This window comes from Sporosarcina sp. (assembly GCF_029257255.1).
GTDB lineage: Bacteria > Bacillota > Bacilli > Bacillales_A > Planococcaceae > Sporosarcina.
The window spans coordinates 24,086-42,117 of sequence record NZ_JARICI010000015.1 but is presented as its reverse complement, the minus strand read 5'-3'; the positions used below and the strand labels follow the sequence as shown (position 1 = coordinate 42,117).

Genomic DNA, 18,032 nt, shown 5'->3' with positions numbered 1-18,032 from the left:
CTTAGACTCACGCTGATCCTCCGGGAGTCGCCCCACCCTCCGCTTCAATCCTACGTTTGTTGTGAATAGATGCAGTAAGGTCACTGCAATTATCTAACATCTGGGAAGTTTTGTGGATTACATAGTATATAAAGTGTTCATGTCTCATTGGCAATATCTGAAAGACGGTATGGAGTTTGAGATCAAGTCTTTGATTAAATGAACTGCTTGATGTTTTCAGCATTGAACTGCTTTTTAAAACAAAACACTGTCAGCTTATTTACGATAGGAAACAATACATTCTAACTTCACTACTCTAACTAGGGATTGAAGCGTAAGGCGGTCGACTCCGGAAAGCGTACCGTCTGAAGTGAAAATCCCCAAACAGCAACTTCTATCAACTTACTAATTCCAACAACTTTAAAAAGGAAATGCCAAACCTACTCTATTCGCTTGGTCTAAAAGTTAGTATGTCTTGACATTGGTTTTGAACGACTGTTTCGAATTGAGAGTCTATCAGCTTATTGCCTACAATGAACCACACTCCCTACTTCACCACAAAAACTAGGGATTGAAGCGTAAGACGGTCGACTCCGGGAGGATCAGCCCAACAGGTAAGACGACTTTGGGGAGCTTGCGACCAAGTCGGCTTACCGCGGGCCCTCCGGAAAGCGTACCGTCTGAAGCGAAAATCCCCAAACCGCAACTTCTATTAACTTACTAATTCCAACAACTTTAAAGAAGGAAATGACAAACTTTGTCGAATACGTACTAATGAAGGATGAAACATTATTTAACTTAGGGGGAATAGGGAAATGTCAGTTAAAACAGCGGATTTATGTGATGATTTCATTGAGGAGCTGCAGGTGTGTACGATGGAGTTCAAATCGTACGGCAAGCATAAGCGGTTTTCGGGACCGATTTCTACAGTCAAAGTCTTTGAAGACAACGTGTTGGTCAAAGAAGCTTTGCAGACCATTCCAGAAGGCAACGTGTTGGTGGTTGATGGGGGAGGTTCGAAACGCTGCGCATTGATGGGGGATATGCTTGGCGAAATTGCTCAGGACCGTAAACTTGCAGGTGTTATTATTTATGGCTGTGCGCGCGACACTGCGGATCTAGGCACGCAAGAGATTGGCGTCATGGCGATTGGCAGCATGCCGGTGAAAAGTATTAAGCGCGGCGAAGGTCAAACAAATGAAGTACTGCATTTCGGTAACGTCGAATGGACGCCGGGACACTACGTCTATGCAGATGAAGACGGGGTAGTCGTAGCACCGAGAAAACTCGTATAAACCTCGCAACCGCTTGCCTTGTGCGAGCGGTTTTTTAGGTGAAAATTGCTCCTTTCATTCGAAGCAAATCCATTTACATCTCTAATAAAATAATCTATAATTAAATTAATCAAAGATAGTCAAAGTCAAAGAAATGAAAGGTGGATGGTTATGCGTATGGATGGAATGCAGGAAGACCAACGCTCGCCTCTTGAGCAATTTGGTCGGAATCTTGTGGATGAAGTGAAAAACGGTAAAATGGATCCGGTGATCGGCCGGGATGAAGAAATACGAAATGTCATACGAATTTTATCAAGAAAAACGAAGAATAATCCCGTACTGATCGGAGAGCCAGGTGTCGGTAAAACCGCAATCGTTGAAGGACTTGCTCAGCGTATTGTCAAAGGTGATGTACCGGAAGGATTGAAGGACCGACAGATTTTTGAGCTGGATATGAGTGCATTGATTGCGGGTGCCAAGTATCGCGGAGAATTTGAAGAGCGTTTGAAAGGTGTATTGAAACAAGTAAAAGAAAGTAATGGGGAAATCATTTTATTCATTGATGAAATCCATACGATTGTCGGTGCAGGGAAAACGGAAGGCGCGATGGATGCGGGGAATATGCTGAAGCCGATGCTTGCGCGGGGAGAACTGTACTGTATCGGTGCGACGACGCTTGATGAATATCGGATGTATATTGAAAAAGATGCAGCACTTGAACGAAGATTTCAGCAAGTTTTGGTGCGCGAACCGTCAGTCGAAGATACAGTTTCGATTTTACGCGGATTGAAAGAGCGATTTGAACTGCATCATGGGGTGCGGATTCATGACCGTGCATTAGTGGCGGCCGCAACGCTGTCAGACCGCTATTTAACGGAGCGTTTTATGCCCGATAAAGCAATCGATTTAATTGATGAAGCGAGCGCGATGATCCGGACCGAAATTGATTCCATGCCGCAGGAACTGGATGCAGTGACACGCCGTATTATGCAGCTTGAGATTGAAGAGCAGGCACTTCGCAAAGAGAAAGATACGATGAGTCAGACGCGGCTTGCTGCTTTGCGTGAAGAATTGCAGGAGCTGAAAGATTCTTCGAAAGGTATGCGGGAGCAGTGGGACAGTGAAAAAGCTTCATTGAAAAAGGTTCAAAGCAAGCGGGAAGAATTGGATCGTTATCGTCGCGAATTGGAAGAAGCAGAGGGTCGTTTTGATTTGAATAAAGCTGCTGAATTACAGTACGGTAAGATTCCTGAGTTGGAGAAAGAGTTAAAAGCATTGGAAAGTCCGCTTGAAGGCAGTAAAGATCTTCGTTTATTGCGTGAAGAAGTGACGGAAGAAGAGATCGCTTCAATTGTTGCACGCTGGACAGGCATTCCGGTGACAAAATTGGTGGAAGGTGAGCGGGAGAAATTGCTTCGCCTGCATGAAACATTGAAAGAACGCGTCATTGGCCAGGATAACGCGGTACAACTTGTGACTGAAGCGGTTTGGCGCGCACGTGCAGGAATTCAGGATCCGAATAAACCAATTGGCTCGTTCCTATTCTTAGGTCCGACGGGTGTTGGTAAGACGGAACTTGCGAAGACACTGGCTGCTACGTTATTTGATTCAGAAGACCATTTTGTGCGGATTGATATGTCTGAGTATATGGAAAAACACAGTGTGTCGCGTCTTGTCGGTGCGCCTCCGGGGTATATCGGCTATGAAGAAGGCGGTCAGCTGACAGAAGCTGTTCGACGTAATCCTTATGCAGTTGTGTTATTGGATGAAATCGAGAAAGCCCATCCGGATGTCGCGAATATTTTACTGCAGATTCTGGATGACGGACGGATCACGGACAGTCAGGGACGATTGGTAAACTTTACGAACACAGTCGTCATCATGACTTCGAATATAGGTTCTGCTTATCTTTTGGATGGAAATTTGAATGATGAGGATCATGCAAAAGAAGATTTGATCATGGCAGAGTTACGTCGTCATTTCAAACCTGAGTTGCTGAACCGGATGGATGATATCATTATCTTCCACTCATTAACGATTGATTCATTCAAAGCAATTACCCGAAAAATGCTTGGCGATTTAGTGGCGCGGCTTGCAGATCAGGATGTGCTGTTAGTTTATGACGATGAAGTACTGGACTGGATTGTCAAAGAAGGCGCGGATGCAGATTTCGGTGCACGGCCGCTGAAACGCTTCATTCAGCGTCATGTGGAAACGAAAGTGGCGAAAGAAGTCATTAAAGGCAGTATGCAGGAAGGCGAACGAATCCAATTGACGATGCAGGACGGGGAATTAGTTGTGCAGGTCGGAAGGATATAACGGTATGAAAAAAGCGTAGGCACTGTAGAGTGCTTACGCTTTTTGGCTTTCGATTAAACGTCTGCCGGGGACTCGTCTGGAATAATAGCTGTGATGATCAGAACCAATACAGCTAATACGATTGAGACGGTAACGCCCGCCATGAAGTCAAATTCAGTACCTACAATTGAACCAGCAACATAGTTCAACATGGAAACTAATAAGAACGACCAAACAAATGTCATAATATATTGCATGATTTTCACCTCGACTAGTCTATTTCAAACTACATCATACCATAGCACATCTGAACGATGAAATGATAATATGAACTATTTTTGACGAAAAAGTGTCCTTGTATTGAAAAATGTTCGATTTTCTTCTATAATTAATACCAGGTACTAATAATAGATGATAAGGAACGGGGTAGATGAAATGAGAGCAGGATTGTTAGGGATGGGAAAATATAATCCGCCGCAGGTCGTAACAAATCAAGATTTGGAAAAACGCATAGATACATCTGATGAATGGATTCGTTCACGTACGGGGATAGAAGAACGTCGGATTGCAGATGATCAAACGAACACATCGGACATGGCATTTGAAGCAGCAAAGCAGGCATTGGAATCAGCTGAAATCAGTGCAGATCAGATCGGTTTGATTCTCGTTGCGACAGTAACTCCTGACCACTCGTTTCCTTCTGTTTCTACAATGATACAAGAGCGATTGGGTGCAAAGAATGCTGCAGCGATGGATATTTCAGCAGCCTGTGCCGGATTTATGTACGGTGTCGTTACTGCAAAACAGTTTGTTGAATCGAACACTTATGATTATGTATTAGTGGTCGGTGTAGAAAAATTATCCAAGATCACAGACTGGGAAGACCGCAATACTGCAGTTCTTTTCGGCGACGGAGCCGGTGCGACGGTCGTCGGTAAAGTAAGCGGCGACAGAGGTATTCTTTCGTTCGAATTGGGCGCTGACGGTGGAGGCGGTAAGTATTTAATGCATAACAAATTCATTGAAATGAACGGCCGTGAAGTATTTAAATTCGCTGTTCGTCAAATGGGTGAATCTGCACTGGCTGTTACGGAAAAAGCAGGTCTGGCAAAAGAAGATGTAGACTTTTTGATTCCTCACCAGGCGAATATCCGTATTATGGAAGCAGCACGCGAACGCCTTGGCCTGCCTGTCGAGAAAATGTCAAAGTCCGTTCATAAATACGGTAATACGTCTGCCGCGTCTATTCCAATTTCCTTGGTGGATGATCTGGCGGAAGGCCGTGTCAAAGATGATGATGTCATTGTCATGGTTGGATTCGGCAGCGGCTTGACTTGGGGTGCCCTATGTATAAAATGGGGTAAGTAAACAGTAACTAACTAACAAAGTTAACGATAGAAAGGAAGTTTGAACTTGGAAAAACGACGTGTAGTGGTAACTGGAATCGGTGGTATCTCGCCAGTAGGAAATTCTGCTGAAGACTCATGGAATGCAGTAATTGAAGGGAGATCAGGTATCGATATCATGACCCGCCTGGATCAAGAAAAATTCCCGGTGCGTGTGATGGCTGAGGTTAAAGACTTTGATATCGAGCAGTATGTCTCACGTAAGGATGCACGAAAAATGGACCGCTTTACTCACTACGCGGTTGCTTCGGCATTGATGGCAATGAAGGATGCTGATCTTGAACTGGATGATGAAACAGCACTCCGCACAGGTGTCTGGATCGGTTCTGGAATCGGTGGCATGGAGTCACACGAAATTCAGTTCAACACATTCCTTGAAAAAGGCTATCGCCGGGTCAGTCCGTTCTTCGTGCCAATGATGATTCCCGATATGGCAGCAGGACAGGTTTCGATTATAACGGGTGCAAAAGGAATTAACTCTTGTTCGGTTACGGCATGTGCTTCAGGTACAAACTCAATCGGAGACGCATTTGAAGTTATTCTGCGCGGAGATGCAGATGTCATGATCACAGGCGGAACTGAAGCGCCGATCACGTCACTTGCTGTTGCCGGATTCATTGCGAGCACTGCACTTTCATTGAATGAAGATCCTGTAAAAGCATCGCGTCCGTTTGATAAGAACCGCGACGGTTTCGTCATGGGTGAAGGTGCGGGAATCTTGATACTGGAAGAGTATGAGCATGCGGTGAAACGCGGAGCCAAGATCTACGCAGAAATCGTAGCATACGGCTCGACTGGAGATGCGCATCATATTACGGCACCGGCGCCAGGCGGAGAAGGTGCCGCGCGTGCAATGGTACAAGCTTTAAAGAAAGCGGACATCGAGCCGAATCAAATTGATTATATTAACGCGCACGGAACAAGTACGCCGTATAATGATTTATTCGAAACGATGGCAGCTAAAACAGTATTCGGGGATCATGCATATAAGTTGATGATGAGCTCAACGAAATCGATGACTGGTCACTTACTTGGCGCAGCTGGCGGTATCGAAGCAATCTTCACAGTGAAAGCATTGCAGGAAGGCATTGTTCCGCCGACGATTCATTACGAAACGCCCGATCCTGAATGTGATTTGGATTATGTGGTAAATGAAGCGCGTAAAGCAAATATCACCTACGCGATGAGCAACTCGCTTGGATTTGGTGGTCACAACGCTTCCTTGATATTTAAAAAGATCTAATATACAAAAACGGAAAGAGCTCATGGCTCTTTCCGTTTTTGGTATGCTCGTCTAAAATGGGTTCCTTCAATCATATATTGAAAGAAAACAGAAAAGGCGAGGATCAGTTTGACACGTTTTCTGGTATTCATCTGCAGTTATTGTGTGATTGTAGTATCACTGGCCAATTTACTTTTCTACTTAAACTACTCTGCGTTAGGCTATGACTATCAGCAAATACTGCTGTTCATGCTGCAGTCAGTAGATTTTACTTTGCTGTTGATTGCGAGTTTTGCGCTACTACTTACCGTCTACGTCCCAAGCCCATTGCGGCTTCCATTTTCTTAAGCGTCGCGGAAGCAATTTGGTGAGCTTTGTCAGCTCCTTGGTCTAAATAAGTATCCAGTTCAGGAGAATCGATCAGCTCATAGTAACGTTTTTGGATAACAGCTAAATGTTCATTAATCGCTTCCGCAACGCCGGCTTTAAACGCTCCGTAGCCTAATCCTTCATATTTCGCCTCCAATTCAGCGATTGACTTTCCGCTCAATGAAGATTCGATAATTAATAGATTAGAAACGCCTGGTTTGTTTTCTGTATCAAATTTTACAATGCCTTCTGAATCGGTAACTGCACTTTTAATTTTCTTTTCAATTTCTTTTGGTGTGTCTAAAATAGTGATCGTTGCTTTTTTATTCGGGTCAGATTTGCTCATTTTCTTCAGTGGATCCTGTAAAGATTTTATTCTTGCACCGTTTTTCGGAATACGAACGGCCGGAATGGTCAATACTTTTCCATAGCGACTGTTGAATCGCTCTGCTAAATCGCGTGTCAGCTCGAGATGCTGCTTTTGGTCTTCGCCGACAGGAACGATGTCAGTGTTGTACAGAAGGATGTCTGCCGCCATTAATGGAGGGTATGTCAACAGTGCAGCTGATACGCCTTCTGCTCCATCTGATTTGTCTTTAAACTGTGTCATGCGTTCGAGTTCCCCAATATATGAGACGCACTGCATGATCCAGCCAGCCTGTGCGTGTGCCGGAACTTCGGACTGGATGAAGAGTGTGGACTTCTCCGGATCGATGCCGCTGGCGATGTACGTAGCTGCGAGGGCTCTGATTGCTTTCTTGAGTTCGTCAGGATCTTGCTGGACGGTGATGGCATGCTGATCGACGATGCAGAAGATGCAGTCTTCTTCGTCCTGAAGCTCGACGAATTGACGGAATGCACCGATGTAGTTGCCTAGAGTAATGACGCCTGTAGGTTGTACGCCTGAGAATATGGTTTTCATTTTTGTTTTCCTCCTGGTTTTAAGTTTTTAAAAATGTATGCATATAAGGTTTTGGGCATGGTGATTTTCGCTTCAGACGGTACGCTTTCCGGAGGGCCCGCGGTAAGCCGACTTGGTCGTGAGCTCCCCAAAGTCGTCTTACCTGTCGACCTGATCCTCCCGGAGTCGACCGTCTTCCGCTTCAATCCCTAATTTTTTGTGGTGAAATACTTTGTTGAGTTCGTTGTAGTTATTATGCAAATAAATTTTGATTCTAAAGATACTGTTAGAAGTTCCAAATCAATACAAACTTGCATCGATATGATTCAAGACTGCAAACAAGTTACCTTTTGGATTTAAAATATGCAAATGAGACATGAATACTTTATATACTATGTGATCTACAAAACTTCACAGATGTTAGAAAGCTTCAGTGGTCTTATTGCATCCTTCCACAACAAAACCTAGGATTGAAGCGGAGGGTGGGGCGACTCCTGCGGGAATAGCAATTACTTCTGCGATTAAAAGCGAAGCGTTATGAGCACATCTTTGCTTTAAATCCCAAACTGGATAATAATCAATCCAAACCTGCCTTAAGACCCACTCACCTAAAAAACTGCATAAAAAAACATCAGTCCTCCCTGGATATAGGGACGATTGATGTTGGGAACCGTGGTACCACCCGAATTGCTTTTGAAAAAAGCCACTCTGTTCCGTAACGTGGAAAACGTGATGGAGTACTTGTGTTCATCCATCAGGCTCAGGATCCCATTCCTTTTGGGCGATTTTGCTTGTTCACACCTTGTACAAGCTCTCTGGGAAAATCGCGGCAAAAATACTCTTTCCTTCACGGCCGTTGTTTTATTACTTAAAAGTATATCGGCTTGCCTTGACAAATGCAACTTCTTGAAAGAATTTCTAATTAAAATGAAACCTTTCAGTACATCTGTACGTACTATAAGAAAGAGAAGCAGTAAATGAGAAAAAATCTAAATGAGAATCCTATTAATTTTATGCAGCAGGTTTAAATCAAATCGGTAAGGGGTATAAAAAGAAAAGATGTTCATTTATTGCTGAAAACATCTCGATTCATGGAAGATTTCTATTGATGAAATAATTGTAGAAATTCCGTAAAAGTTTTTTTGAAAAACTATATTAATTGAGAATGATTATGTGTATAATGAGCAGTATCAAGATAAATTATAATAATTCTAAATTAAAGTCTAAACATATTAAATCCAAATGAGCGCAAGCCGTGAGAAAGGACGTGTCAGGAATGGGTGTAACACTTTATACATCACCTAGTTGTACATCTTGTAGAAAAGCTAAAGCATGGTTGGAGGAACATGAGATTCCTTATACAGAGCGTAATATCTTCTCTGAACCATTGAATATTCAAGAAATCAAACAAATTCTGCGCATGACTGAAGACGGTACAGATGAAATTATCTCTACACGATCTAAGATTTTCCAAAAGTTAAATGTCGACGTAGAAAGCCTGCCGCTACAGCGGTTATATGAATTAATTCAAGAGCATCCAGGTCTTTTAAGAAGACCAATCATTCTAGATGAAAAAAGACTTCAAGTAGGATACAATGAAGATGAGATTCGTCGTTTCCTACCTAGAAAAGTTAGAGCCTATCAGCTGCTCGAAGCGCGGCGTATGGTAAACTAATCTAAATACAAAAGCTGATAGGGACGACACACTGGATACATTTGTGCCTATCAGCTTTTTTGAATTCAATTTCCCTTGGATTCCTCTAGGATTTTCGCTTGAATGCTTAGGCAAATGAAATAAACCCTTTCGAATTCGGTTTGGTAGACATATAGTAAGAGTAAGCATTGCAAGCGAGTAAATTATATAACAGGGGAAGGCCTGTTTTACAGAAGGGAGAGATAAGGGATGGAAATAGAGAGAATTAATGAAAATACGGTAAAGTTTTATTTATCATACGGGGATATTGAGGATCGCGGCTTCAGTAAAGAAGATGTATGGTATAACCGCGAAAAGAGTGAAGAGCTTTTTTGGGATATGATGGATGAATTAGGCGACGACACAGAGTTTGAAGTAGAAGGTCCGCTATGGATTCAAGTCAATGCGATGAATGAGGGAATCGAAGTAATCGTTACCCGGGCGCATCTGCCGAAAAATGCTGAGAGTTCCCAATTTCCTTTTGGGATCGAAGACCCGGAAGAGTTATTTGATCCAATCTTTGACGCACTCAATGAATCTGAAGAGGAAGATGAAGAAGTGCAGCTTACGGACAGATTGTTTAAGTTCAATGAATTTGACGAACTGATTCCCCTTGCAGCTAAGCTGATTTCTTTGGATGACGAGTTCGAAACTCAGCTATATGCATTCGAAAATCGTTACTATCTAAACTTGCGATTTGATTACTCTCTCATTGAAACTAAACGCGCCAGAGATATTGCCAGCATGATTTCAGAATTTGGTTCACCGTCCAAACTGACGATCCACCGTTTAGAAGAATATGGTACTGTTGTCATGGAATCTGATGTATTCAAACAAGTCGATAAATATTTTGCATAATATACTGAAAAGCTACCGATATACTGGTAGCTTTTTTATTTTTATAAAATGCTTGCTAAGTAGTCTGAAAATTTGTAAGATAAATTAGAGAGGAGAGTGAAGTCCTTGTTGACAGCTCTAACAGTTGAAGGGAAACTAGTCATCCTAACTAGAACGCAATCCCTGGAAAGCTTAAGAGAGTGGCGTAAACAAGAATCCTTTTATTGTCCCCAATGTAAAGAACAGTTGCTTTTGAAAGTCGGTAATGTCGTCATCCCACATTTTGCTCACTATCAGAAGTCGTCCTGCCGAGATAGTTTTTCTGAGGGCGAATCTCCTGCACACTTGCTTGGTAAAAGTCAGCTGTATGAATTGTTTTCGAGTCATGCACTTGATGTAGAGTTGGAACCGTTTCTGCCAGACATAAAGCAGCGGCCCGATCTGCTTGTTCGTTGGCAAAACACAGAAGTGCCGGTAGAATTCCAATGCAGTACAATTCCCATTACGCTTGTCCAGCAGCGTAATGCAGGCTATTATACATTGTCTATGCTTCCCATTTGGATTATCCTGACACCTCAATCAGTTCACGCATCTTCTGCTGACACTCTTATTCTTCGTTTATCTTCATTTCTTCAATTTTTTATTCGGCCAATACATAACCGAATGTCCGTCCTTCTTACCTATCATCCTCATAGTGAAAAATTCCACTATCTAAGCCCGATAATTCATTTACAAGGTTCGACATATGCAGCTCGGCGTTTAACATTGTCTTTGCATAAACAGACCGTTCCATTTTCGCTTCCTTCTGCTCCCCGACAAACAGATATCCGTGAGCTTACCCTTCATTATCAATCTGCCCGTCGCAAATATTTGCGTACTGTCATCGCTTACAATCAAAAGGGCATACACAATCAATTCTTGCGGGCATGCTATGAAATGCGTATTCAGCCGGTTCAGCTCCCTGCTTGGATTGGAGTTCCTGTTCTGGGGCAGGAAGCATTCAAGCAATCGGACTGTGAATGGCAATTATTGCTTGTAGCGGCTGTTCGTGAAACCAGAAAGTCACCTCATCAGCTGGATCTGTCATTTTTTCATTCATTCGCCAAAAAATTCGAAGGAGAACAAGTCAATCTACTTGAGGCTTGCCGCTCGTATGTGGATTTTTTACGTGCAGAACGCATAGATATCTATCGTATGGATCAACTTTCTGAAGGGAATTACGTTTACGAGGTCCTTTCAGGGCGATTTCTTGCAATGCATGCGAAGAATTGAGAAAATATAATGGATTATAACTAAGTTGAATAGGCTGAAGGAGGAATTTAATTGACAAATGATAATACAGTATTGACTCGCGATGAAGTAGCCGAAGAAGAAACATGGCGCCTGGAAGATATTTTTGTTTCTGATGAAGCGTGGGATAAAGAATATCTGAAAGTAGAAGAAATGGTTAATGAAGCCGAGGGATATAAATGGACTCTCGGCGACGGAGCTAGACCGCTTTTCGAAGCCCTCACTTACCGTGACAAATTGGCGGAACGTTTGCGAAGATTGTATACGTATGCTCATTTAAAGACGGATCAAGATACGACTAACAGCTATTATCAGGCAATGGATGGGCGTATTAAAACGCTGGTTGTTAAAGTCTCCACAGCCCTTTCGTATTTCACACCTGAATTGCTTTCAATTGATGAAGAGCAATTGAACAAAACGATTGATTCACATGAAGGTTTACGTTTATATAAGCAGGAATTCAAAGAATTGAATGCAGAACGCGCGCATATCCTTTCATCAGAACAGGAAGAATTGCTTGCGCAGCTGTCTGAAGTGACGGCAGTGCCTGGTGAAACATTCAGTATGCTGAATAACGCCGATTTGACGTTCGGCAAGGTGAAGGACGAGGAGGGCAATGAAGTACAGCTGACACACGGCCGTTACTCACGTTTCTTGGAAAGCAAAGATCCGAAAGTTCGGGAGGCTGCTTTCAAAGAAATGTATTCAAGATATGGTGAGTTCAAAAATACTTTTGCTTCTACATTAAGCGGAAATGTCAAAGCGCATAACGTCAATGCAAGAATCCGCAACTATAGTTCTGCAAGAGAAGCTGCGTTGTCTGGGAATCATATTCCGGAACAGGTGTATGAGAACCTAGTGTCGACAATTAATAAAAACCTGGATTCTCTGCATCGCTATGTAGCTTTACGTAAAAAAGTCTTACAGACCGACACCCTTCATATGTGGGATATGTACACGCCACTTGTAGAAGATACTGAAATCAAGTACACATATGAAGAGGCAAAAGAGACGATGCTTGAGAGTTTCCACCCGCTTGGTGAGAACTATCAGTCCATCGTCAAAGAAGGGCTGGAGAATCGTTGGGTAGATGTGCGTGAAAACAAAGGGAAGCGTTCAGGCGCATATTCTTCAGGTTCATATGGAACGAATCCGTATATTTTAATGAATTGGCAGGATAATGTGAGCAATCTGTTTACGCTAGCACATGAATTCGGGCACAGTGTCCACAGTTATTATTCACGCGAGAACCAGCCGTTTATCTACAGCGGTTATTCAATTTTTGTGGCGGAAGTAGCTTCTACAGTGAATGAGGCATTGCTGAACGATCACTTATTGAAAGTGACAACGGATGAAGATCAGCGAATTTATCTTCTGAATTATTGGTTAGACGGATTCCGTGCGACAGTCTTCCGTCAAACGATGTTTGCAGAGTTTGAGCAGCTGATTCATAAGCTAGATCAAGAAGGCGTGCCGTTAACAGCTGAAAAATTAACTGAAGAATATTATGCACTTAATAAGAAATATTACGGCGATGCGATTGTCAGTGATGAAGAAATTGGCTTAGAGTGGGCGCGTATCCCACACTTCTACTATAACTATTATGTCTATCAATATGCGACAGGATATAGTGCAGCAGTAGCGCTGAGCAAGCAAATTCTTGAAGAAGGCCAGCCGGCAGTCGATCGGTACATCAACAACTTCTTAAAAGCGGGTTCTTCAGATTATCCAATCGAAGTACTGAAAAAAGCAGGTGTTGATATGACATCGGAACAGCCGATCGAGGATGCCTGCCGCGTATTTGAAGAACGTTTGAATGAACTGGAACAGCTATTGGCTAAAAGAGGGTAATTGGTTCCATACCATTCACATGACCGTGTCGAAACCTGTGACATCTGAAGGAATGCGGGTTTAATTTGTTGATGTCAAAAGTCAATTATGATAAGATATGAGTGTGGAATAAATCACATACCAAACATACACCCCTTTTGTTTGAACGTGAACATTTCTCCCATTCCCTTTGAAAAAGAGCATTCACTCCCCCCCAGGAGCGAATGCTCTTTTCTTTTTGTCTGACGAATGTATAACAAGCTGATTTTTCGCTGAGTATTGATGTAGTTGCTGTGGTTCCGTTGCTCGATTTTGCAGGCAGTTAAATGAAGTGTGAGTTTGCGGTTTAAACCCGCTTCGGCGCTGGGGGATTGCCTTAAAACCAGCCAGTGTCCCGGAGTGGAAGCGTCCGCCTAGAACCCAGGGAAACGATATTCTTCTACTTACTTTTTACGCAGAAAAATATCCGGGATAATAAAATGATTATTATCCCGGACTAGAATAAGTGCTATTTGATTAATGAACAATTGGGCTGTTTCTTCCGCCATAATGTACGGTCTTGAAAAGGTATGCGTTCAATTTGTTGTTTCAATACACGTTTTTTTAATTCACGTTCCGCTTCTTTTTCTGAAATGTGATAGATCTCTGCGACTTCTTTTGTTGTCAGCAAATCAAAACGATTGAATAATGAACTGATCGAAGGCGGGATATCAGGTGAAATCTGTTGTCCAATCAATTCTTCTAAGATTTGTTCATAGATTGGATAGTCATAGAGGCCGTCCACTTTCAAGCCTTCATCTTCAATATTGCCATTGAAAAAGACAAAGGTCGGCGCTTCATCCACTTCCATTTCATTGCCTAGAAACATATCGACCTGTAACGCACGGAGCGTCTCTTCAGACGTAAAATCGACAATAAATTCATCGACGTCCAAATTAATGCGTGCTGCAATTTCTACCAGGACAGAAAATGATGCCACATCACGATTTTTCATGAAGGAATACTCCAATAAGCAAGAAAGGTAGCGAAAACCGGCACGCTTGCCCTGAAACTCTGCAGCTTTTACTGCGATGCTCGGGAAGCACGGGTTAGAACGCTTCGTTGATGCAGTACCTTTTGTGTTTGTATGTTGCGGTATGTTCAGTTTGTTTATTGGCGTGCGCAACGCAATTCGTAACGTAAAATAGTGATCGTATTCGACCTGTAGTTTACGCAAAAGCGGTTGGAGTGACCAGCAGTCTTTGCAGTAAGGATCCAAAAATACATAAAGTTCAATCGGTTTTGCTGAAGCAGAATAGTGTAACGTATCATCAATTACGGTTAGATAGTTCACTGGTCTTCCTCCTCGTTCCTATTTACCATATGGTTGGCTGTTAAGACAAGGCGCTGATAATAGACATTCCGAAGCGGTCCCTCCAGTCCCACTTCATCCATTGCTTCTTCCATACAAGCAAGCCAAGCTTTAGCGCGAGTAGGTGTTATGGGGAAAGGCATATGCCGGGCTTTCATCATGGGATGGCCGTGTTCTTCTGTAAATAAGTTAGGGCCGCCTAAATATTGTGTCTGAAATTGTTTTTGTTTCCGCGCAGTTTCCGATAGATCATCAGGAAATATTGGATAGAGATCCGGGTGCACAGCGACTTTTTCGTAAAAACAATCAATCATTTCATGTAACTTTTTTTCGCCAATCTCCTCGAAAGGGATAACAGGTTTTCGGGTCATTGCATTCACACCCTTTCGTTCTTCTGTGTCTTTATTCTATCAACGAACGATTTTCTATACAAATAAAAGAGCTTATTATTTATCATTGTTATATAGCAGGCGCTAGCTGAATGAATAGAAATCCATCCGATAGCGTTCGGTAATTGGATGGAAATTGTAAAAGGGGAAACGGAAACATTATACCATCTGCCCATAATAGTTCATGACTTTTTTGACATATTGCTGTGTTTCCTTAAATGGAGGAATACCGCCGTATTTTTTGACGTTTCCGGGGCCTGCGTTGTAGGCTGCCAATGCCGTTTCGATATTGCCGAATTGATTCAGCATGTTTTTCAGGTATTTGGCTCCGCCCATAATATTTTGTTTCGGGTCAAAACGATCCGTAACCCCTATGAATTTTGCAGTACCGGGCATGAGCTGCATGAGACCGGCTGCACCTGCGTGACTGGTGACATTATTATTGAAATTGGATTCCTGCTTAATGACAGCAGCAATGAGTTTTTCAGGCAGTTGGTATTTATCGGCTGCTTGTTTAATGATATCTTCGTAGCGCCCGTTGTATGTGCCAGTTGATGTCGGCAGCGCCGAGACAGCTGTCCTCGGGTTTTGTAGCGGGATTGCAGGCATTGTAGAAGGCATTTGTACTGGGTTTACTCCTTGGTAAAGCAGGCTGCTGGACAATGCCTCTGAACTTTCTGAACCAAGTGTTCCTCCGCCCATCATCAGCTGCGCAAGCATAGACTGAAATTCATTTGAACTTCCTGAAGAGTGTGTACTGAAGGATTGAACAGCTCCGAGAGTTTGAATAGCATTAATTTGCAGGAGTATCCGCAGGTTTTGTGGGTCTAGGTTCATACTTTCTCCCCCTATTTATAATTTTTCTAACATATTTATTGGTCGATTATATCCATTATAGCAACTTCTATACCAGAATGTACAATAACAAAATGCAACTATGTGTGTCATATGTTAGACTGAACGTAAAGACAACAAATAAAGGAAGTGATCATCGTGGATAGTAAAAACAAAATAATAAAAACGATTCAGCAAGACAATGAAATGCACTTCATTTTATCTCCCGAAAACGAGTGGCCGTTAGGTTCGCCAGCGGGAAAAATGCTGACCGACACAGACCGACAATCATTCGTTTATGTATTTGATCATGAGTCGGGCTATCGCTATGCGTATTTTCAGCAGGAAAGCTGGGAAGGTCTTGTGGAAATGCTGCTGAATAAGTTAGCTCCCGTCATCGTATGGAATGATGAAAAAGTTCATTTAGACGGTGCGATAGAAGAATTAGAAGCTTTAATACTGAATATTGAGGGAAATGATAACTATGGTGAAACATTTAGCGCGGCTGTAGAAGAGGTTTTTCGGCCTGTGCTAGAACAGGTGGATTAATAAATGGTAATGGAGTACCAGAAATCACAAAAGAAGAAAGGAAGTGACTTAATGAAATTCACGATTCAGTCGCGAAACGATGAGATTTCGAATAAGTTAATGAAGGAAGCACGGGTCTATCTGCGGGATTTCGGTTTGAAGTATGACGAAGAAGAACCAGATATCGTGCTGTCAATCGGTGGGGATGGAACCTTACTGCATGCTTTCCATAAATACATACACCGTTTAGATAAAACATCATTCGTAGGGATTCATACAGGACATCTTGGCTTTTATGCGGATTGGAAACCTTCAGAAATAGAGAAATTGGTCATTTTAATCGCTAGACAGGAATATGAAGTCATTGAGTATCCGCTAATTGAGGTAACGATTAATTATCGTCATTCCGAAAAAAGTGCTTCTTATCTGGCGTTGAACGAGTCCACAGTCAAATCTCCTGAAGTGACGTTGGTAATGGATGTTGAACTGAATGGCGAACACTTCGAACGTTTTAGAGGAGACGGCCTGTGTATGTCGACACCATCTGGCTCCACTGCTTATAGCAAATCGCTTGGCGGTGCGATTATCCATCCGTCTCTGCCGTCTATGCAGCTGACTGAAATGGCATCAATTAATAATAGAGTGTTCCGTACTGTCGGTTCTCCGCTGATTTTGCCGGATCATCATATTTGTACGCTGACTCCTGTAAAAGGACCGGATTTTATGGTAACTGTGGATCATTTGCAATTGCTTCATAAAGACGTAAAATCGATTGAGTACAAAGTTTCCAATGAAAAAATGGGCTTTGCACGTTTCAGGCCTTTCCCATTCTGGAAGCGCGTCAACGAATCCTTCGTGGCAAGTGATTTGCGCTTTGAACGTGAAGATGATGAAGCAAAGAACTGACCGTTTATTTCGACTTGAATTTCAGACGCAAGTAGGGATGTTGCTTCGTGAATTCTTGGCACAAAATGACATTTCTAAAACTACTTTAACAGCAATTAAGTATGGAGGCGGACAGATCCTAGTAAATGATGAAGTTCGCAACGTCCGTCATGTGTTGCAGCCCGGTGATCGAATCACGGTACAATTTCCACCGGAACAGATGAGTGAAGGTCTGAAGCCGGAGTATGGAAAACTATCGATTTTATATGAAGACGAAGCGATTTTATTGCTGGATAAGCCAGCTGGTCAGAGTACGATTCCTTCGCGCAATCATCCTACAGGAACGCTTGCAAATTTTGTATGCGGTAAATTTGAAAAAGATGGAGTTTTATCGACTGCACATATGGTGACAAGACTGGATACAGACACATCTGGTGTGATCTGTGCAGCAAAAAATCGACATATTCATCATTTATTAAGCAAACAGATGAATCAACAGCTTTTTCAGCGAAGTTATACAGCATTTGCAGAAGGGGCCAGTATTCCCGCTTTTATGACAATTGAGCAGCCTATCGGTAGGAAAGAGGGCAGTATTATCGAACGGACAGTACGGCAGGATGGGCAGTATGCCAAGACTGATGTAAAGTTGTTGGGAAGTTATGTGAATAATGCTTATCCTTTTTCTGTAGTGAATTTGACACTGCATACAGGTAGGACGCATCAAATCCGCGTCCATATGCAGTGGGCAGGTCATCCCTTAGTTGGCGATGATTTGTATGGCGCTGTAAATCATACTTTCCCAAGACAGGCTTTGCATTGTTCGTCCATCAGTTTCCTACATCCGCTTACGAAGGAACGAATGAAGTTTGAAAGTGCGTTGCCGGATGATATGCAACGTTTTTTGCAGGATAGTGAGCTCATCCAACTGTAAAATGAAATAATTTCC

At 42.6% G+C, this 18,032-nt stretch carries 16 protein-coding genes and 1 other annotated feature; of the genes, 11 read left to right on the top strand and 5 right to left on the bottom strand.

The features are described from left to right. The first annotated feature begins 794 nt into the window (after positions 1-794). Together rraA and Q1J64_RS04010 are read left to right on the top strand one after the other, a co-directional pair. Entirely contained in the window at positions 795-1,274 is a 480-nt protein-coding gene (gene rraA, locus Q1J64_RS04015; RefSeq protein WP_301107799.1) for a ribonuclease E activity regulator RraA, read from the top strand. Between the two features lie 156 nt (positions 1,275-1,430). Continuing rightward, positions 1,431-3,572: an ATP-dependent Clp protease ATP-binding subunit gene (locus Q1J64_RS04010; RefSeq protein ID WP_483315944.1), complete on the top strand. Its 2,142-nt coding sequence runs from the start codon at positions 1,431-1,433 to the stop codon at positions 3,570-3,572. A gap of 53 nt (positions 3,573-3,625) precedes the next feature. Here the strand turns inward: Q1J64_RS04010 and Q1J64_RS04005 are convergent, their stop codons facing one another. Next, positions 3,626-3,808 carry a YjzD family protein gene (locus Q1J64_RS04005; protein WP_301107797.1) on the bottom strand — a complete coding sequence of 61 codons (183 nt, stop codon included), beginning with the start codon at positions 3,806-3,808 and terminating at the stop codon, positions 3,626-3,628. Between the two features lie 178 nt (positions 3,809-3,986). Here Q1J64_RS04005 and Q1J64_RS04000 point away from each other — a divergent pair, with 178 nt between their 5' ends. Together Q1J64_RS04000 and fabF are read left to right on the top strand one after the other, a co-directional pair. Next, positions 3,987-4,919 carry a beta-ketoacyl-ACP synthase III gene (locus Q1J64_RS04000; RefSeq protein ID WP_301107796.1) on the top strand — a complete coding sequence of 311 codons (933 nt, stop codon included), beginning with the start codon at positions 3,987-3,989 and terminating at the stop codon, positions 4,917-4,919. 45 nt (positions 4,920-4,964) lie between these two features. Beyond that, positions 4,965-6,200: a beta-ketoacyl-ACP synthase II gene (gene fabF, locus Q1J64_RS03995; protein WP_301107795.1), complete on the top strand. Its 1,236-nt coding sequence runs from the start codon at positions 4,965-4,967 to the stop codon at positions 6,198-6,200. A 283-nt stretch (positions 6,201-6,483) separates the two neighbouring features. Here fabF and trpS read toward each other — a convergent pair whose 3' ends face one another. Further along, on the bottom strand, positions 6,484-7,470 hold the full coding sequence (gene trpS, locus Q1J64_RS03990; protein ID WP_301107794.1) for a tryptophan--tRNA ligase: 987 nt from the start codon (positions 7,468-7,470) through the stop codon (positions 6,484-6,486). A 625-nt stretch (positions 7,471-8,095) separates the two neighbouring features. Beyond that, positions 8,096-8,309: a binding site (T-box leader), on the bottom strand. Between the two features lie 416 nt (positions 8,310-8,725). Here trpS and spxA point away from each other — a divergent pair. The 4 genes from spxA to pepF all read left to right on the top strand — a co-directional run bounded on the left by spxA (position 8,726) and on the right by pepF (position 13,120). Further along, positions 8,726-9,124 (top strand): transcriptional regulator SpxA, encoded by a 399-nt coding sequence (spxA, locus tag Q1J64_RS03985; RefSeq protein ID WP_009765721.1) that lies wholly within the window; start codon positions 8,726-8,728, stop codon positions 9,122-9,124. 228 nt (positions 9,125-9,352) lie between these two features. Next, entirely contained in the window at positions 9,353-10,000 is a 648-nt protein-coding gene (mecA, locus tag Q1J64_RS03980) for an adaptor protein MecA (RefSeq protein ID WP_301107793.1), read from the top strand. A 105-nt stretch (positions 10,001-10,105) separates the two neighbouring features. Next, a complete protein-coding gene (locus Q1J64_RS03975) occupies positions 10,106-11,251 on the top strand; it encodes a competence protein CoiA (RefSeq protein WP_301107792.1) in 1,146 nt (381 codons plus the stop codon). A 51-nt stretch (positions 11,252-11,302) separates the two neighbouring features. Beyond that, positions 11,303-13,120, top strand: coding sequence for an oligoendopeptidase F (pepF, locus tag Q1J64_RS03970; RefSeq protein ID WP_301107791.1), 1,818 nt, complete (start codon positions 11,303-11,305; stop codon positions 13,118-13,120). Positions 13,121-13,607: 487 nt separating this feature from the next. Here the strand turns inward: pepF and Q1J64_RS03965 are convergent, their stop codons facing one another. From Q1J64_RS03965 to Q1J64_RS03955, 3 genes are all read right to left on the bottom strand, one after another. Beyond that, positions 13,608-14,432: a DsbA family protein gene (locus tag Q1J64_RS03965; RefSeq protein ID WP_301107790.1), complete on the bottom strand. Its 825-nt coding sequence runs from the start codon at positions 14,430-14,432 to the stop codon at positions 13,608-13,610. Further along, on the bottom strand, positions 14,429-14,821 hold the full coding sequence (locus Q1J64_RS03960; protein ID WP_301107789.1) for a globin domain-containing protein: 393 nt from the start codon (positions 14,819-14,821) through the stop codon (positions 14,429-14,431). The genes Q1J64_RS03965 and Q1J64_RS03960 overlap by 4 nt, the downstream gene beginning before the upstream one ends. A gap of 177 nt (positions 14,822-14,998) precedes the next feature. Next, a complete protein-coding gene (locus tag Q1J64_RS03955) occupies positions 14,999-15,676 on the bottom strand; it encodes a lytic transglycosylase domain-containing protein (protein ID WP_301107788.1) in 678 nt (225 codons plus the stop codon). Between the two features lie 156 nt (positions 15,677-15,832). Here Q1J64_RS03955 and Q1J64_RS03950 point away from each other — a divergent pair, with 156 nt between their 5' ends. Genes Q1J64_RS03950 through Q1J64_RS03940 form a run of 3 tightly spaced genes read left to right on the top strand, consistent with a single transcriptional unit; the run spans position 15,833 to position 18,017 of the window. Continuing rightward, positions 15,833-16,222, top strand: a complete 390-nt coding sequence (locus Q1J64_RS03950) for a UPF0738 family protein (RefSeq protein WP_301107787.1) — start codon at positions 15,833-15,835, stop codon at positions 16,220-16,222. 51 nt (positions 16,223-16,273) lie between these two features. Further along, positions 16,274-17,107, top strand: coding sequence for an NAD kinase (locus tag Q1J64_RS03945; RefSeq protein WP_153720607.1), 834 nt, complete (start codon positions 16,274-16,276; stop codon positions 17,105-17,107). Next, positions 17,091-18,017, top strand: a complete 927-nt coding sequence (locus tag Q1J64_RS03940; protein WP_301107842.1) for an RluA family pseudouridine synthase — start codon at positions 17,091-17,093, stop codon at positions 18,015-18,017. Before Q1J64_RS03945 ends, Q1J64_RS03940 begins: the two co-directional genes overlap by 17 nt. Positions 18,018-18,032: the final 15 nt, after the last annotated feature.

Excerpts from the sequence above, each read along its gene's own strand:
- mecA (WP_301107793.1), top strand. The coding sequence starts at position 9,353 with ATGGAAATAGAGAGAATTAATGAAAATACGGTAAAGTTTTATTTATCA.
- Q1J64_RS04000 (WP_301107796.1), top strand. The coding sequence starts at position 3,987 with ATGAGAGCAGGATTGTTAGGGATGGGAAAATATAATCCGCCGCAGGTC.
- trpS (WP_301107794.1), bottom strand. The coding sequence starts at position 7,470 with ATGAAAACCATATTCTCAGGCGTACAACCTACAGGCGTCATTACTCTA.
- Q1J64_RS04010 (WP_483315944.1), top strand. The coding sequence starts at position 1,431 with ATGGATGGAATGCAGGAAGACCAACGCTCGCCTCTTGAGCAATTTGGT.
- Q1J64_RS04005 (WP_301107797.1), bottom strand. The coding sequence starts at position 3,808 with ATGCAATATATTATGACATTTGTTTGGTCGTTCTTATTAGTTTCCATG.
- Q1J64_RS03955 (WP_301107788.1), bottom strand. The coding sequence starts at position 15,676 with ATGAACCTAGACCCACAAAACCTGCGGATACTCCTGCAAATTAATGCT.
- Q1J64_RS03960 (WP_301107789.1), bottom strand. The coding sequence starts at position 14,821 with ATGACCCGAAAACCTGTTATCCCTTTCGAGGAGATTGGCGAAAAAAAG.
- spxA (WP_009765721.1), top strand. The coding sequence starts at position 8,726 with ATGGGTGTAACACTTTATACATCACCTAGTTGTACATCTTGTAGAAAA.
- Q1J64_RS03940 (WP_301107842.1), top strand. The coding sequence starts at position 17,091 with ATGAAGCAAAGAACTGACCGTTTATTTCGACTTGAATTTCAGACGCAA.
- Q1J64_RS03945 (WP_153720607.1), top strand. The coding sequence starts at position 16,274 with ATGAAATTCACGATTCAGTCGCGAAACGATGAGATTTCGAATAAGTTA.
- rraA (WP_301107799.1), top strand. The coding sequence starts at position 795 with ATGTCAGTTAAAACAGCGGATTTATGTGATGATTTCATTGAGGAGCTG.